This window comes from Paenibacillus sp. NN59 (assembly GCF_057597225.1).
The window spans coordinates 417634-434810 of record NZ_CP199678.1 but is presented as its reverse complement, the minus strand read 5'-3'; the positions used below and the strand labels follow the sequence as shown (position 1 = coordinate 434810).

Below are 17177 nucleotides of genomic sequence, written 5' to 3'. Positions count from 1 at the left end.
TTAAATTACCAAAATTGTGAAATCAAGTCTAGTCATTAACCAATAGTATCTCGCCAGTAAAAATATAACCCCGTTGGTTCTTCACATTCATAAGTACCACTAATATGAGTAAGCTATATATTTTGCTAATGACTACAAGTGCTTTTTATAACATATTATGCTTTGCATAATATTGTAAAAATAATTCTTTAGAAAGAGCATTACATTCTTCCTTTTCTAGGATGTGAAAATAAAAAATAGCTTTTCCCCTCTCCGTCCTCGGTTAAAATTAAAAATGAGTAACTGCGTTTTTTGAAAATGCAACACTTCTCCCTACTTCACCTGCTCCAAAAACGCTAAGTCAGGATTCACTCCATCTCCCATTTCAATAAATGTCTCATATGACCCACTAAAGGTTATTTTACCTTGATGAATAAAATGCAGAACACACTGGATATTTGCAATATCCTGCAAGTGATGGTTCGAGACCAGTACAGTGCACTCATTATGGAGTGCAAGCTTTTCGATCCTTTTTAGAATATGATAACGCATCTCAGGATCGATTCCCGCTAGTGGCTCGTCAAAGATGTACAATTTCCTCTTCATTAATGTGATAGCCAAAATACACAGATAGCGCCTCTCCCCAACAGATAGTTGCCCAAACTCCATATGCCATACACGCTGTACCAAATCAACCTCAGCTGGACTCATAGCTTCATCTACATAAGGTTCATTATTCACTTCAATACGGTTGGAGTGGTCAGAATACAGAAAAAAACGAAAAAGATCCTTAGCCTTTAAGGTTAGAGGAAATAACAAACCCTGCAGCTGGTAGATGATCTCCTTCTCATCAGGAATACCTTGTATTTCTGGCGGGCGTTTTATCACATTTGCGATCAGATCAAAGTGATCTCAGGCTCCTGGGTAAACCACTGATAGTTAAAAATGAAAAACGCAATAAGGGGAAATAACAGATACCATACGAATGCCACTTTGTTGCTTAACATCATTTTAGTAAACAGACGGAAGTATTCACGAGTTATCTTCAAAAATCAACCTCCAATTGATCCATTGTTACATGCTGTATTGAAAGTTAACGCAGATAAATATATTCCAATTATATAATATTTTTCTAAATATTTTATAGTATTCTATAAGAAATGTTATTAGATATAGTCAACTTCTATCAAAAGGATGAATTCATACAATATAGAGCCCAAAGATTGCTCTATCTTCTTGAACCATCTTCAAATATATGTTAATTTAACTACATAGAATTACATAGTAGGTGGTGTATCAGTTGAAGAATGAAATGATCAAAGGATATATCGATGGTATTGTGCTCTCCATTCTGAGTCAAAGGGATGCATACGGGTATGAGATATCTCAATATATCAATCAAGTCACCGATGGAGCATTTCTGCTGAAGGAAGGTACGCTGTATCCTGCATTAAAGAGGCTGGAAGCCAATTCTTACATTGAGGGCTACTGGGGTGATCAAGAAGGTGGCCCTAGACGAAAATATTACAGGATAACAGATGATGGCCAACTTCGACTTGAATCGATCAAAACCTCATGGGAACAAAATACACATATCATTAATATTTTCTTAGGAGGAACGGCGAATGGACATTCAATCCTATTTAGACCAAGTTTTTAAGAAATCATTCTTATCTAAACGAGAACGTAGCGATTTAGCCGAAGAAATGGCTACTCATTTACACTCCTCCAAGGAGCATCATATCAATGAGGGATGCACTGAAGAACAAGCCACCACCAAAGCTATAGCGTCTTTTGGCGATCCGATCAGCATAAAAACTAAATTGACTCAAGAGACTTATGGTCTATCAAGTAAACTGATCCTACAGTTTATAATCATGAGCTTAATCCTGTATTTTAGCTCCCTGTTCGCAGGAGTAGTTCTTCATTATTATGATGTTCATAACAGAGTGATCGAACTTCTCCCTGTAGCCTTCATTACAATATGTGCCTTGAGCAGTGCTCTGTTGCTGACTCGCAAAAACACTGATCGTTGGTGCCTACTGTCGGTTCCCATTTTATTTGGATTAGGATACTTGCAGGCATATCTGGGTCTTTTCAAAAATATGTTTGGTGGCCTCGATTCATTTACGCTTTTTGAGAATTTATTTTTCAGCGGCGCTTATGATTTTTCAGGGCGCAATAGCTTCATGCTTATTGGTGGTCTGATCCTAGCTGTTCAAACACTCATTTTGTTTGTTATCAGCAAAAATATCTACATCTCTTTGATGCCCTTCGCCTTCTCTATCTTGTATACAGTTTCTCATATGGTCATTTTCGGATCATATTATCTATTCTTTGGGGATCATTTTAGTTCAGCTGTCACCAATGGATACAACGTTTTTGCCGCTGGTAATATTCAACGTCTCTCAGATATCGGTGTAAAATTAGGTATGTGTCTTGTATTGTTTTTCACTTTAAGTTCATTGAAGAAGCTGATCTTTAAATCTAAGCTTCAGGCTGGATGAGTTGGAATGATATATAATGTTTAATTAAAAAATAGGTCGCTTGTAATTATGAGAGCTGGCTTATTTTCCATGTATATATCGATTTCATACTATTCGAAATACTCTTATGGTAGGTACCAATTTCATTATCACAACTCCATCACTCAGACCACTTTTATGTAAATTATATTAAAATCTATTATTTTGCATCGGTTAAGCTATGAAAACATAAAAAGGTTTACTTCCTCATTCGGAAATAAACCAATAAAGTATCCATAGATACTCCCCTATACCTTATGTTACAATCCTCCAGCACCATGACCTAATAGTACATAAATCTGTTCTTTCACATCAAACTGACTTATAGGAAAGATGCTAATAATCACAACACTAAACAAGAGTATAGCCATGATTTTTTTTATTTTCATAATAGCCGTGAACCTCCTCCATTAGATTGCGATAGCTATTTTCCACTTCTTTAGATGCAAAAGACCTGTACCTCTCAAAGAGAGCAACACATTGTATTATGTCATTAGAATTATTAATTCTAATAGCTGAATTCAGACAAGTGACCAGCTTTTCCATTCCTTCTGCGTACCGCCCTCTGTTAAAAAGATACATTGCGAGTTCAAATAAAAGTTTAGAGTATTGATCATTCTTTATTTGCTCATTGTACCCTTCAGTTAAGTTTTTATCGCTCAGCATTAAATTAAAAGAGTTTTCAAATTTCAGTAAAATATAATCTATATCCATTTCAAATTTATTTGCCGCTTCAATAATTTTAACAAGAGCAGTAAGAGTTTCTCCTTCATTTTGTTCAACCCAAGCTAAATATACCGGAAGAATCTCTTTCTTCCCCATCATCAGATTATATAAATATGTGTTGGCCTCAGTCCATCTATTAAACATATCGATATAAACATTATCTTCGTCACTAGAATTCAACACACTAGTTAAATCAGCATTTTTTCTTGTATATAACAGTGCCTCAGTATACTCACCTTGCCACTCACATGCAGTGGCTTTAAGCAAGTTTGAATATGCCTGGTACACAAATAAAGGGTAAGCTGTGACCCTGTTCTCTTTACTAATTTTTTTCTTAGTATAGGATTGGATAATTTCCGCTTTCCGTCCCAGATCATCAGCAAGTGAAAATGATTTGTCCCAATACCTTAAAGCCAGATACGTATTCGCCAAATCCTTGATCGCATCCAGCTGCCTCTCCTCATCCAAACGATTAATATACGGCTCGAAGTGTACCGCTGCACGGAGATTGTCATGCTGATTCTGACCGAGCGAGAGGGTGAAGATGCGATACTGGCAGAGGGCCAGGCGCTCGGAATGCTGGTATTTCTCGCACTCGGCTACACATTCATATAACATACGGGCAGCTTGTTGCTGACCGCGCTCCAGCATACCTTCGGCCATCTCGAACAGTTCCGAGATATAGGAACGATCATCCGTTACTTGTTGAATCACCCGCTGGATGCAGTCCAGCTTGTCCAATTCCGCACAGCGTTGCAGGAAGGGCTCAAGCCTTCGCCAGTGTGGAGCCGACTCTACGAAGCACTCCCCACCATACGTCTCGTAGAAATAGCCTTCCTCCAGATTCATGCCCTGGGTAATCAGATCAAGCTGCGCCATGGCGATGGGGCGTGTTCCCTTAATAATGGCGCTAAGCGTTCCAGCGTTCACTCCCGATATATCTGCAAAATATTGAAGGGTATATCCCTGTTTCCTGATGTAATCCTCAATCGTTGAGCGTATCGTAGTTGCAGGTTCCATGTATCCCACCTCCACAATTAAAATCCAGAAATTTGAATTTATATGATTAGACCAATTTTAATCCTAAATTTTACAGTGGTCAATAACAATCGTGGCAATAAATTTACATTTTTATGCAAGCACAAGAACTTCTACATCTCCAGCTTGCCTTCGCCTCGAATTGCTTATAGAAAAAATCCATTAGAAGAATGGACAGGAACATGATACAGTTATTCCAACTTCAATATCCTACTATTTCCATAGGATTATACAACACGGACAGACACGAACTGCCAAGTTCAGTGTGGAATGATCCCCCAATATTAAACAAGCACGAAACTCCCTTCGTCCCCAAACCAACGGACACATGGCCCTCTGCCATCTCCCCGATCTTCCAGGTATAGACTTCGTTTGGCTACGCAGTAACCGTATCCCCGGGTAATTCGGTCTTTCTCCGAATTGCCCTTTCCCTTTTCCTTTTCTTCTCTTCTTCTCTTCCTTCACTATCACATGCTGCTATCACTTATTGCTATGCCTCAGACCCGATGCCTTTGAATACCGTGCCTAGCAGCAACTCCACAAACGTATCATCCATCGGCTCGCCCGTGACCAGCATCCGGTAAAATACAGGCCCGTAGATCATGTCGATATACAGCCCAATGTCCAGTCCCTGCTTCAATTCGCCACGTTCCACGCCTTTCTCCAGAATGCCCCATGCTTCACGGCGGCGCGGCTGAATATATCTGCTACGGTATTCTTCCGCAAGGGCGGGATCAGACTGCCCTTCTCCGATGATCTGTGTAATGACTTTCCCTTCGGCACTTGTCAAAAATTGAACCAGGTTCCCTGCATGAGCACGCACATCCTCATATACAGACCCCGTATCCGGCACAGGCAACCTGGCCGTTAACGCCGACATGTACCCGTCCAGCATAACAGCACCTTTACTTGGCCACCATTTGTAGATGGTGGCTTTGCTGACCTGTGCACGTTCGGCAATCTTTTCAATCGTCACCGCTGCAAACCCATCCTCCAGTAGCAGTTCATACGCCGCGGCAAGAATGGCATTCTGGGTCTCCATGTTGCGGGGACGTCCTCTTTTTGCAGTCATTGCTGACCCCTCCATTGCAATCATCTATATAAGCTCAACCAAAGTATTTACACAACCAATTCAATAACAGAATAACCGTTGAATCGCTGTTATCCTCAATAAAAAATACGATACGTTCATTATACTAAAATACAGCGTCGATATACATTTTTAAGCTCCCAGCAATGTTATTGTGTTTCCGTCATCTTTATGTAAAATCACTTTGTTCTGTAACTGCCTATTTACAATACTAAACGTATCGTATATTATTTAGATGTAATTAGTAAACGAAACGTTCATTAATTAAAATCACACATCGTTTTAAGTGAAAATGGCAATTGAATGACCATCATACACTTTTATTGGAGGTTGATCTTATGGATACCAAATATCCTCATTCCAAACAGAAACAAAGTACCAACCAGAATCAGACTACCGTGCCTGCCTGGATTATTTTCCTGCTCGCTGCTTCCTGCGGTCTGATCGTAGCTAACCTGTATTATGCTCAGACCGTTCTTGGGCCAATCAGCAGCACTACAGGTCTCTCGTCTGCCGCAGCCGGATTAATCGTAACACTGACACAAATTGGTTATGTCATTGGACTGCTGTTCATCGTGCCGCTCAGCGACATTATCGAGAATCGCCGTTTAATGGTTCTGTTTCTTATTGTACTTGTACTAGCGCTGATTACAGCCACCTTCTCCACCAGTGCTTTCCTCTTCCTGACGGCTTCACTGCTCATTGGCATCGGTTCTGTCGTTGCACAAATTCTGGTGCCGTATGCGACTTATCTGACTTCGGAAGAGCAGCGCGGGCAGGTGGTCGGCAATGTGATGAGCGGTCTGCTACTCGGCATAATGCTCGCACGCCCTGTCGCCAGCTTTATCACCAGCGTGTTCGGCTGGCAGGCGGTCTTTGCATTCTCGGCCGTGGTGATCGCGTTGCTCATGCTGTTACTGTCACGGGCACTTCCGGCCCGTCGGCCTGATCCAAACCTGACTTATGGACAATTGATTCTCTCCCTCGGCACATTGCTTCGCACCCTGCCGATGTTGCGGCGGCGCGCGTTCTATCAGGCCAGCTTGTTCGGCGCATTCAGCCTATTCTGGACGACGGTGCCTCTTCGACTGGCAACCGATTTTGGCTTGTCGCAGCAAGGCATCGCCTGGTTTGCTCTCGCCGGGGTAGGCGGCGCCATTGCCGCTCCGATCGCCGGAAGATGGGCAGACCGCGGTTTTACAAGGGTGCTCACCGGAGCCGCTATGGTTATTGCCGCAGCCTCCTTTGGTCTGGCCTATCTGTTCCAGAGTCATTCTACACCAGCCTTGATCCTGCTGGTCGTGGTTGCCATTACGCTGGATATGGCTGTTTCCGGTAACCTGGTGCTGGGTCAACGCATCATCTACTCCCTTGGCAACGAGGCAAGAGGACGTGTGAACGGCCTGTTTATGTCGATCTTTTTCATCGGTGGTGCCATCGGTTCTTCACTTGGAAGTTGGTCATATGCCCATGGCGGCTGGAGCCTCACGACACTCATTGGTCTGATCATGCCCCTGCTCGCGCTGCTATACTATTTAACAGAGAAAAAGGTTACAGCCGTGAGCGGCACATAACCTGTATCTTATCTGTACTTGCACCTGCATCTTCATCACCATATACAGAGCATTCATCTAAAAATTTCTCTTGTACAAAATAAGGGCAGAGGCCATCCATAGGATCGCTTCTGCCCTTATTTTTATGTTCGTAGCCCTTATGTTTCATACCCCGCATCGACAAGCTTTTCTGTCGTCCGCTAGTCTCCGGTACTCTGCTCCGTTCTGTTCCGTTCCAGCTAGGCGCGACAGCCTGCTTGTTGCAACTGCACCCCAGTTGTACTCCATTTAAAGCGTATCCCCAAACCCGCCTTATTCATTACACTATTTCATCACACTGAACTTCTTGGTCGCCGTCCGAACGGACTCGTCTTCTCCCCATACAATGACACCTACGACTTTGGTCGCCTCCAATGTCATCGATGCAATTTCACTTGCATATTGTTCAAAAGCGTTATTCAAGGACTGTCCTGTCTGTGTAAAAACAAGATGCTTCAATCCGTCCTGATTCTTGGCACAGGTCTTAGCCAGATTGATCAGTTGATTCTCCCCCGCCTTCAGAATAACGGTGCTATAGCGGATTCCTGCATGCTGAATGCCGCTCTGATCCCGTACAGGCTGATCGGCATATAACTCCGGTTCGTTCAGGGCAGCTTGTCCCATAAGCAGCGCTGCCACATTGGCTGCGGCTCCTTGCTCCAGATTTTTATCCAGTATAATTGCGATTCTCTTCATACGAGTGCATTCACCCTCTGTGGTTTTTTCGTAAAACATACCCATGGCATTTGAATGCCTTCACGCAGCACTTTATACGTTACCAGTCCGTAATGATCCGCACAGAGCTGGTTCGTGAGCGCAATGGAGGTCTCTGTATTTAGCATAACCTGCCTGCAGGCCTCCGGGTTGGAAGATACTGTGCTGTTCTCTCTATAGGCAATATTCAGTTCAGATAACAAGTATGTAGTTGCCGGATGATGAAAAATCGTATCAATCTGCTCCGGGCAAGCGGCGTGGAAGCCGGACAGCACCAGTGCAGGGATCTTCTCTACAAAACTTTCGGACACGACCAGATCTGAATCCATAATGAAACTGTTCAGCTTGGGATACGCTCCAGGCACCAGCAAGCAGGAAATCGCGCCGGATTTCAGATCTTCTGCAGCCGCTTCGAATTCGGGGTATGGCTTAATCATATCAGAATTATCCATTTTTTTCGCAATATGCATGCTGCAAGTCAAGAATCCTTCATCGTCACCCAATGTGCCCAGTATGGCATATTTCTCTTTATTTATATCCATTTATCTCCATTACCTCCCATTTATTTTCCAATTCGGTACGATACTATACCAAAAAATTCCTGCTGTCAATTAACACTTCAACGCAACAAAAATATGTACAATCGTGCATAAAATTTTACAAAAAATGTATTGAAAACTGAAAATAATGAGCTATAATGTTGTGAAAACCATTCATTATTTCAAATTTTATCCAGGAGGACATATGAAAACGATCGTATACATATCTGATTTCAGGCTTCCCTTTGGTTTAAACTTCGTGAAACCCTTGACCAAATATACAGACTGCCGAAAAATTCTGATTATTGAACGCCATCAATTACATCACCCTGAACGGCTTGAAGCTTATTTTGATGAAATTAGATACGTTGATCATCTCGAATCTGTGGACGCCATCCGGGCACATATGCAACAAATCCTGCAATCTCACTCCATCGGTGCTCTGTTAACTCCGGGTGAGAATGCCATCGAGATCGGCGGACAACTCCGTTCCGAGTTCGGCATTCCAGGCATGCAGCGCAATCAGGCCGAAGCGGTTCGGAACAAATGGATTATGAAACAAATGTTGCATCAGCGCAGAATCCGCACGTCCAGAACGGCCATTGCGCTCCAGCAACAGGACTATCTTCATTTCTCTGCTACGTATGGTTTCCCCATCATTGTGAAGCCGCTCAGCGGTTACGGCAGTATCAACACGTTCAAATTGTCCAGTATGGAAGAACTGTTGCATTACCTTCAATACACAAGACAAGAACAGCAACGGGATTTGCTGGAAGAATTCATTCATGGCACAGAGTTCCACTGTGACTCCATTGTGTGCAAGGGAGAAGTGGTGTTTGCTTCCGTTTCCCAATATCTCTACAACTGTCTGGATATCGCAACGCAGCAGAAACCCCCGGCTAGCATTACTTTCTCCAAAGGCACAGAAGCAGATTTTATACAGCGAATCGAAGACATCAACAGACAAGTTATTGCCGCGCTTGGCATCAATCAATCGGTGACCCATGCCGAACTGTTCCTCACGCCGGAAGGCGAAGTGGTTTTCGGAGAGATTGGAGCCAGAATCGGGGGTTCACATGTGATGCCGCCTTGCATCAAGAACACGCATGGTGTGGACTTTTTCGAAGCAGTGGCGGATCTGGAACTCGGTACATATACCTTTACGCAGCAGGAGACCAGCAACAAATTCACGGGTATGATCTGCTTCCCCTCCCGCGCAGGAGTGATCCAGCACATCTCCGGCAGAGACGATTATGCGGACGTTCCAGGCATCATTGAATTTAACGTCTCCTATGAAGTGGGGCAACACGCCGGGGCTGTAAACGACACGATGACCCGCTCAGGGTTCGCTATTGTGGAAGGTGATTCGTTCGAGGAATTACGTCAGACGTTACTGGAGATGTACGATCGATTCGTCATTGAGGTGGCGGTTCCCGAAAACGTATAAGATCGTGAATACGCAGTAGAGAACGACCTTAACGTAGTAGTTTTTTTACTGGGATTGTGTTTTTTTGGGGGAGGTTTGAAACGATTGTCTTTATTCAAAACATACGCGGGACTCAGCCGCGACATCTATTATCTCTGCTTGGCGAGAACCATTAACAGCACGGGGGATTTTATTTTCTCCCTGATCACCTTGGTGCTTACGCTGCAGATGGGCATGAGTGTGGTCAGCGCGGGTATTTTTGTATCCATGGCGGCTCTGATTAGCGGCCCCGGTGTACTGCTTGGCGGTTATTTAAGTGATCTGATTGGCAAAAAAACGATCATTATCTCCGGGCAGATTTTGTCTGCCCTTATGATCATGAGCTGCTCCTTCTGGTCAGGCACGATGACCATCGGTTATCTTCTGATTGCGGTCATGTTCTTCATCAGTATTACACGCCCGGCGTATAACGCCTTAATTATTCAGCTGTGTCCAGAGGAAAAGGAGCGGAAATCGGCCTTTTCCCTGATGTATCTCGGAGCCAATCTCGGTATCGCGCTTGGGCCATTGATTGCCGGCTTTTTTATTAAAGATTACGTGCATATCGTCTTTCTGAGTATCGGCACCGTATTTTTGATCTCTACCTTCATCATTTGGAAAAAGGTTTTTGTTGGTACAAGCGGCCAAGCAAAGCAAACCATTGCTGGGGAATCTGCACAGCATACAGAGCAATCACAGGGGGAACAACGGCCACATGGGAAGCAACAACACCAAGAAGAACACCCTCAGCCGGGACAACAACAACAACAACAACAACAACATAAACAAGGTCGCTCTCCATCCAGGCAGCAACAAGGATCAGATTCTTTGCCTTCGCCATTGTTCCCTATGCTGCTGAAGAATCCACTCGTTGTTTTTTTCATCGTGGTATCTTTTCTTAACTATTTTATTTACATGCAATACTCGTTCAGCCTGCCCTTGCAGATGAATCAGACGTTCGGTGAACATGGAGCAGCTTACTACGGCTCTGTCATGACCATTAATGCGATCAGTGTCATTCTTCTGACCACGCTGGTGCTATCGGCGACCCGTAAATTCACGGCTCTAAACTCCATCGCGGCAGGCGCTCTCTTTTATGGCATCGGATTTGGTGCGCTATATCTGCTCGGGGATTGGCCTCAATTTGCTATCGTTGTGGTATCCACGGTGCTCTGGACGATTGGAGAGATTCTGGTGCAGACCAATATCAATCTATATATAGCATCCCGCGTGCCTGACAGCCATCAGGGGAGATTTAACGGCTTGCTGTTGTTCGTCGGTTGTCTGGGGTATACCCTTAGCCCTTATCTGACGGGTCTGTTCATTCGAAGTGTGGATATGAAGAGTGTATGGATCATTATTCTGGGGATCAGTCTGTTCTATGCGATTTGTATGGTTCTTCTCTGGTATATTGAAAAAAACGCCACAAATAACCGTGGAATCGAATCACCCGATTACTCGAAAAGTGTCTAAATCCAAGCCTCGGTTTATAAGAGCTGCCGCTTAAACTTATGCTAAAACGAAAACAAGCAATCACACCAAAAAGGGACAACACTGAATGGGGTCTGCACGAAAAACCTCCGAAAATGCGTTTTTTTTCGGAGGTTACTACGTTCGTTTGACCAAACCTTCAGGATTGTCCCTTAGCTCTTCTGCTCGTCTTACCTATCGTCTTACACGTTGTCTTACATGAATTCAGCTTTCAGATGCGCGGCTGGTAGCGTTTATTTCCGCAGTCTGCGTGCACTTAATGCGTGATGACCATTTTGTAAAAAGGTGCTACGCGTATTTTTCATCATCTCGATCCGTTGCTCGGCAAGACGGTCTGCCGCGACATAAGAAGCGATGCCTTCGGTGCGGGAGCTTTCGAATATTTTCTCCAGCGTGGTGTAAATCTCTCCGATCTTCGCCCATGCTCGATCTTCATGATATCCGTTCAGCTCATCCGCAATGTTGATCACACCGCCTGCATTAATGACATAATCCGGTGCGTACACGATGCCACGCTGATACAGTTCATCCCCATGGCGTGGCTCCAGCAGCTGATTGTTCGCACAACCCGCAATCACTTTGGCTTTCAGTGTCTTAAGTGTATCGTCATTAATCGTGCCGCCGAGCGCACATGGCGCATAAATATCACATTCGACGCTTGTTATATCTGCCGGATCAACCGCCTTGGCGCCAAAACGTTCCACCGCCAGCTTCACGGAATCCTTATGGATATCGGTTACGATTAGATGCGCACCTTCCTCGTACAGATACTTGCACAGATGCATCGCTACGTTGCCCACGCCTTGAACGGCAATTGTTTTACCTTCTAGCAGATCGGTTCCGAATGCTTCCTTCGCAGCAGCCTTGATGCCGCGGTATACCCCCCAAGCGGTTGCAGGGGAAGGGTTGCCGGATGAGCCATAGCTAGCTGAGATCCCCGTGACATAATCGGTCTCCTGATAGATCAGGTTCATGTCTTCTTCCGTCGTGCCCACATCCTCGGCAGTGATGTAACGGCCATTCAAACCCTGAATGTAGCGGCCGAAGGCGCGGAACATCGCTTCATTTTTGTCACGACGCGGATCTCCGATAATTACCGTTTTGCCTCCGCCCAGATTAAGACCGGATACTGCATTTTTATATGTCATGCCCCGAGCGAGACGCAGTGCATCTTCAATGGCAGCTTCCTCTGAAGCGTATGTCCACATCCGTGTACCGCCTAGCGCAGGCCCAAGTGTTGTATCGTGTATGGCAATAATGGCCTTCAAACCTGAATTTCGATCCTGGCACAGGACCAGTTCCTCGTAATCATGTTGCTCCATTGCTTCAAACCAACTCATGTGCTAACGTCTCCTCTAACCATTTTTGCGATAAATCGCAGTGTTGAATTCTGGCGCTCCTATTCAAGCTCCACCCTCTATTGTACCCATATTCACCCAGTTTGTGCAAAAGGATCACCACTATGCTCGCTTTGAGGCAGCACCGTTCGTATCTAAGCCATAGTTAAGCCTGATGAGATATCTTTGAATGTGAAACTCACCATAGCAAAAAGAGGCCTCGCCTGTCATCCTGTGACTGGTGGGTTAGCCTCTTCAATAACTCGTATCTCAAATGGAAGCATGGGCAGGTCAATATGCTCATGTGCTCTCGATTATGTACCTATGTACCTGTACTCACCTCGCACAAATCTTACTCTCTACGCTCTACGCTCTAGGTCAGCGTTTCAACCACATTAATCGGATGCAGCGCCCCGTCCACCGCAAAAGAAGCCTGTCCCGTCTCTTCCGAGACTACCAGCACCACCGCATCGGTCAGCTCGCTTAATCCAAGTGCCGCCCGGTGGCGTGTGCCCAACTTACGTTCGTGGGCTTCGGCTTGGGATAACGGCAACACATTGCCAGCAGATACAATCTGGTTGCCACGAATCAGCACAGCTCCATCATGCAATGGCGCACCAGGGATGAAGAGCGATTCAAGCAACGCGTGAGTTACTTTGGCATCCACCGCTACACCGGAATGAATCATCGTCTCCAGCGGAACCTCCCGTTCAATCACAATCAGCGCTCCGTACCTGCGGTCGGATAGATGCTGCACACTGGACGTCAGTTCTGCAAACTTCTCCGTAAACGGGGACAAATAACAGTCGAGATAAAAAGAAGAAGCAAGCACCTCAATGTGTTTGATTTCGGCACGAATCTCCGCAAACTGCCCCAGCAAACAGACACTGTCATGGTCAAAACGCGATAATGTCAGATTCATTCGTTCTGCTACGCGGTGCAGGTCCGCCTTTAACTTCTGCCGCATCAGGGAACTGTCACAGTCTGCTTGTCCGATGTGCTGATTCATCTTGTGTCGCCTCCCTCTTTGGATTACTAGCCCGAGTACCCATACCTTGCCCGGAGAAAAGAAGCTTTATGCATTGCCAATTGGCTAAATGTTACAATAAATGTATAACGACAAAATTAAGGAGATTTATGATGCAGAAACGTAATTATTACATCCTGGCATGTATGATCATCCTTTTAGCAATCGTACTATGGTTCTTTACAATGAATTCAACAAAGTCCCTAAAGGAAGTTGCATGGAACGAGGTTGACTTCAACACGATAACCTTGAAGTGAAGAAAGATTCGAGTATTTCCAAAGATTTCAATGAGGTTTATAGGTTGCTGGTTGATGTAAATGGAGGCGCAAGACTTGGAATGTTTTTATATGATGACAAGTATATCGATGTCTATGATTACGAGGCCTCTCCTAAAAAGAACACATCCATGAAGTATAAAATCTCAAATAGCTTTGATAAGAAGATCATTCATGATTATTTAAAATAAGAAACGCAAAGAAGAAGCTGAGTGACATCACCAGCTCCTTCTTTGCGTTTGTTTAACGTTGCTTCGTATTTTGAATGATTGTCATTCTAAATCCTTATCTAATTCTAATTTAGCCCTGACTTACCCATTATTGAGCCTTGCCGTACGAACCTGCTTTAAATGTCGTTGGATCATACCATTTGTACCCTGCAGCTGGCGCAGCCCACGGCTCAAGCTGTGGCTCGGTGGAGCTTGCTGGTGTCTCCATTGGCAACAAGCTTGTTGCTGTATCAAGGGTCAGACCTGGCACTTGGGACAGGCTGGTGTAACTTTCTTTGACTGCCAGCCATTTCACCGTATTCACGAGGAACGTAGCGTCGTCCGCCTCTTTAAAGCCATCGTAGGTTTTCTTGGTTGCTCCGTTTTCTTCACGCAAATACTTTGGCGACGCATCTTCAACGGGAGAGGAATCACCGATGAACGCCGCTTTTCCTGCGCCTACTTTGGCAACCGCAGCGTACGCCCCTTCTGCTCTTCCGCCACCGTTATATACGCCCTGATCGACGGCGTTATTCCATTTGGACACGCCGGCCGGAACATACACCAAACCTTTAGCTTTGTTCGGGTCCATAATGGCAATCGTTGATCCGGCATGCATCGCTACAGCTTGTACACCTGTCGTGATGCCAAAAGCCTGTGAAGGTGCAACGATATCTGTGGCGTTCACATCACCCAGCGCGTTATAACGGAAACGAACGCCGAAGTTCGTTCCAAGCCAGTCGGAACTGGTCACGCCTTGCATCGCCGGGGATTCTGCTTCGGCAGAGGACATGCCCTTGGCTGGATTCAGGAAAGCACCACGGCGGTAGCCGTTGAACACTTCGGAAGAATCCCAGCGGTTTTTGTTCCGGTCTGCATTATAGTGATCGGAGATGAAGAAGACACTTCCGCCATTCTGTACGTATTGCAGGAGCGCAGCCTGCTCCGTGGCCTTGAATGGCACGTTGGCTTCGCCGATGACAAACACGTCGTAGTCTTTCAATTTGTTATAGGTGTACGCTTGCTCACCGAATGTATACGGGATGCTGCGTTCCAGCTGATCCACGGTAAAGCCTGCGTTTCGCAAACCATTCGCAAAGTCTGAAAAAGCTCCATCGATAATCCAGTCAGCCGCACCTGCGGTCTGAGCATGCGTGTTATCAAACAACACTTTTTTGCCGTTTCCGCCCGGAAGAGGTGTGCCCGGATTCGGATTTGGCTCGGGGTCAGGGTTCGTGGTACCTGAAGAAAGGGTAATCGACGTAGGATTTTTGACACCAGCATAGCTGTTATAGGCGCCAAGCGTTCCCGTTACGATAATTTTTTTGCCTACCAGACCAGGGTTTGAAGCGAGTCCATATTGAGCACGGAAAGAAGAAGAAACTTGCACATCCAGCAGTTTGGCGTTCGAGCGCTCGGATGCAGAATCTGCAATCAGCACATTGAAATCATTGGCATACGGTGAGGTAAACTTGGCCGTCAGTGACCCGGTCGCATGTCCCACAACATAACCTTCGACGGTTGCCGTGCCTCCGCTGCTCTGGGCAGCAATCGCTTGTGATACGGTAAGTGGTGCTGCGGCTTGAACCGGAGCCTGAACCCCCGGAGCGAATAACGTTGTTGCCATCATAACAAAGACCAGGAATGCCCCGATCCAGTGCTGTCTTAACGCCTTTTTCATATACCCTTTCTCCTCCTCCATAACGTATGATGCTTGTCCCTATCTAATTTAAAGCTTCATATGATGAATTCCTCTCGATTTATGTAAAATTTTTGAAAAATTTTATAGTCCACAAAGGTCATCATGAGCCTATTTCCTGAAAAAAGTTGAGTTATCGCGTGGTTAGGCATTGCAATTTACCTACATTCGATGCATAATGACATTATATATGTGATAATGATTATCATTATTGAGCTTGTTTATTTTCAATTCCGATGATGATGCCAACCATGCTTACGACTTTATAGATAAAGGGGAACGAACATCGAATGAACACAACTCTGCAAAAGGCTGTCCTGCAGCTTGACGATTATTTGGATCTTCTGAACCTGGCGATTAACCTGGGTGACACAAGATGGCAAAAGGAGATCATCCGCAAGCTAGCCTACACATATCCTGCAACGACTTGCAACCAACCATAAAAACATACCGTCACATAAACGATTTTGGTAATCTTCTAATAGTCTGCGAGGAATTCAGTTGTATGAATTCGATCGTGGGCTTTTTTGCGTGCATATGGTGCGTTACAATAGGATGCAATACGATGCGGAATCCATTCAGCAGAGGGATATGACCCACTCCAAGTAGAAAGAAGAAACCTGAGTTGGAGCAAAGGAGTGTACATTATGAAGCTTGAAACAGAAAGATTACTTCTTCGTGAAATTGTAGAACATGACTGGCCTCACATCCATACGTACACCTCGATGCCCGAAGTCACGGAACACACCGCATGGGGCCCGAACACGGAGGAGGATACCCGGGCTTATGTACAGGATGTCATTCGTATGCAGCTGGCCGAGCCGAGAGAAGGATATGAACTTGCCATTGTTTTGAAAAAGGAAGGGCTTCTCATCGGCGGCGCAGGGCTCCACCTTGTCGATCAGACCAATGCTGAGATCGGCTATGTGCTTCACCCTGCTTATCAGGGGAATGGATATGTGACCGAAGCCTGCCGCGCATTACTTCATTTTGGCTTCAAGGAACTTGGCGTTCACCGGATTTATGCCAAATGCCGTCCAGAAAACCCGGCTTCTGAGCGCGTCATGCAGCGGATCGGTATGCAACGTGAAGGCCTTCTCCGGGAGCATTGGTTCTATAAAGGGGCATATCATGACTCGTCTCTCTACTCCATGCTGGATCGGGAGTTAGAATAAATATCAGATGTGCTTACCTGCGGGTGAAACGAGGTACACAGTGGCAGCCAAAATCTAACGATCATCACGAAGCTTATTTGGATGTTTTGTAGCTGTTTGGGATTCTAACGATCTCCAGTGACGCTATTTCACTAAAAAACCGCAAAAAAGCTACATTTTCGTGTGAATTTTGAGAAATAACGTCTCTCCTGATCGTTAGATTTCCAAATGGGCTAAAACACATAAAATAGGCTCATCTGAGATCGTTAGCCGCGGGAGAGCGAGACCCGATAGTTTGGAAAAGCTACATAACAAAA

17 protein-coding genes are annotated in these 17177 nt (G+C 45.1%); 8 read left to right on the top strand and 9 right to left on the bottom strand.

The genetic code is table 11. From position 1 onward, the window contains the following. Positions 1–312: 312 nt before the first annotated feature. Positions 313–867, bottom strand: coding sequence for an AAA family ATPase (locus ACT89M_RS02055; protein ID WP_308723018.1), 555 nt, complete (start codon positions 865–867; stop codon positions 313–315). Between the two features lie 403 nt (positions 868–1270). On the opposite strand from ACT89M_RS02055, the gene ACT89M_RS02050 reads away from it, so the two are divergent. Both ACT89M_RS02050 and ACT89M_RS02045 read left to right on the top strand, forming a co-directional pair. Then, a complete protein-coding gene (locus ACT89M_RS02050) occupies positions 1271–1639 on the top strand; it encodes a PadR family transcriptional regulator (protein WP_373323270.1) in 369 nt (122 codons plus the stop codon). After that, positions 1605–2486: a permease prefix domain 1-containing protein gene (locus tag ACT89M_RS02045; RefSeq protein WP_308723020.1), complete on the top strand. Its 882-nt coding sequence runs from the start codon at positions 1605–1607 to the stop codon at positions 2484–2486. The genes ACT89M_RS02050 and ACT89M_RS02045 overlap by 35 nt, the downstream gene beginning before the upstream one ends. Positions 2487–2855: 369 nt before the next feature. Here the strand turns inward: ACT89M_RS02045 and ACT89M_RS02040 are convergent, their stop codons facing one another. Next, the gene (locus tag ACT89M_RS02040; RefSeq protein WP_154892029.1) at positions 2856–4160 is read right to left on the bottom strand and encodes a transcriptional regulator; all 1305 of its coding nucleotides are present in this window, start codon (positions 4158–4160) and stop codon (positions 2856–2858) included. Between the two features lie 598 nt (positions 4161–4758). Next, a complete protein-coding gene (locus tag ACT89M_RS02035) occupies positions 4759–5340 on the bottom strand; it encodes a TetR/AcrR family transcriptional regulator (protein ID WP_221790880.1) in 582 nt (193 codons plus the stop codon). Between the two features lie 356 nt (positions 5341–5696). On the opposite strand from ACT89M_RS02035, the gene ACT89M_RS02030 reads away from it, so the two are divergent. Further along, entirely contained in the window at positions 5697–6932 is a 1236-nt protein-coding gene (locus ACT89M_RS02030; protein ID WP_221790878.1) for an MFS transporter, read from the top strand. On the opposite strand, the gene ACT89M_RS02025 is transcribed toward ACT89M_RS02030, so the two are convergent. The 3 genes from ACT89M_RS02025 to ACT89M_RS02015 all read right to left on the bottom strand — a co-directional run bounded on the left by ACT89M_RS02025 (position 6910) and on the right by ACT89M_RS02015 (position 8206). Beyond that, positions 6910–7080, bottom strand: coding sequence for a hypothetical protein (locus tag ACT89M_RS02025; RefSeq protein WP_487344976.1), 171 nt, complete (start codon positions 7078–7080; stop codon positions 6910–6912). The genes ACT89M_RS02030 and ACT89M_RS02025 overlap by 23 nt on opposite strands. Before the next feature lie 155 nt (positions 7081–7235). Beyond that, a complete protein-coding gene (locus tag ACT89M_RS02020) occupies positions 7236–7646 on the bottom strand; it encodes a DUF2000 family protein (protein WP_221790875.1) in 411 nt (136 codons plus the stop codon). Beyond that, a complete protein-coding gene (locus ACT89M_RS02015; RefSeq protein WP_090918912.1) occupies positions 7643–8206 on the bottom strand; it encodes a hypothetical protein in 564 nt (187 codons plus the stop codon). Before ACT89M_RS02015 ends, ACT89M_RS02020 begins: the two co-directional genes overlap by 4 nt. A 202-nt stretch (positions 8207–8408) precedes the next feature. Between ACT89M_RS02015 and ACT89M_RS02010 the strand changes: the two genes are divergently transcribed. Both ACT89M_RS02010 and ACT89M_RS02005 read left to right on the top strand, forming a co-directional pair. Continuing rightward, positions 8409–9650 (top strand): ATP-grasp domain-containing protein, encoded by a 1242-nt coding sequence (locus ACT89M_RS02010; RefSeq protein ID WP_308723021.1) that lies wholly within the window; start codon positions 8409–8411, stop codon positions 9648–9650. Positions 9651–9734: 84 nt separating this feature from the next. Then, complete coding sequence (locus ACT89M_RS02005; RefSeq protein ID WP_487344975.1) at positions 9735–11141, top strand: MFS transporter; 1407 nt, start codon at positions 9735–9737, stop codon at positions 11139–11141. Between the two features lie 251 nt (positions 11142–11392). Here the strand turns inward: ACT89M_RS02005 and ACT89M_RS02000 are convergent, their stop codons facing one another. Further along, positions 11393–12499 carry a Glu/Leu/Phe/Val family dehydrogenase gene (locus tag ACT89M_RS02000; RefSeq protein ID WP_154959959.1) on the bottom strand — a complete coding sequence of 369 codons (1107 nt, stop codon included), beginning with the start codon at positions 12497–12499 and terminating at the stop codon, positions 11393–11395. Positions 12500–12869: 370 nt separating this feature from the next. Then, positions 12870–13505: a sporulation-specific diadenylate cyclase CdaS gene (gene cdaS / locus ACT89M_RS01995; RefSeq protein ID WP_090918921.1), complete on the bottom strand. Its 636-nt coding sequence runs from the start codon at positions 13503–13505 to the stop codon at positions 12870–12872. Positions 13506–13776: 271 nt separating this feature from the next. On the opposite strand from cdaS, the gene ACT89M_RS01990 reads away from it, so the two are divergent. Next, entirely contained in the window at positions 13777–13989 is a 213-nt protein-coding gene (locus tag ACT89M_RS01990) for a hypothetical protein (RefSeq protein WP_487344974.1), read from the top strand. Between the two features lie 127 nt (positions 13990–14116). Here the strand turns inward: ACT89M_RS01990 and ACT89M_RS01985 are convergent, their stop codons facing one another. Next, the gene (locus ACT89M_RS01985; protein WP_487345298.1) at positions 14117–15637 is read right to left on the bottom strand and encodes a DUF6359 domain-containing protein; all 1521 of its coding nucleotides are present in this window, start codon (positions 15635–15637) and stop codon (positions 14117–14119) included. Between the two features lie 359 nt (positions 15638–15996). Between ACT89M_RS01985 and ACT89M_RS01980 the strand changes: the two genes are divergently transcribed. After that, positions 15997–16149 (top strand): hypothetical protein, encoded by a 153-nt coding sequence (locus tag ACT89M_RS01980; RefSeq protein ID WP_167375706.1) that lies wholly within the window; start codon positions 15997–15999, stop codon positions 16147–16149. A gap of 204 nt (positions 16150–16353) precedes the next feature. Then, positions 16354–16881, top strand: coding sequence for a GNAT family N-acetyltransferase (locus ACT89M_RS01975; RefSeq protein WP_341181501.1), 528 nt, complete (start codon positions 16354–16356; stop codon positions 16879–16881). The last annotated feature ends 296 nt before the right edge of the window (positions 16882–17177 follow it).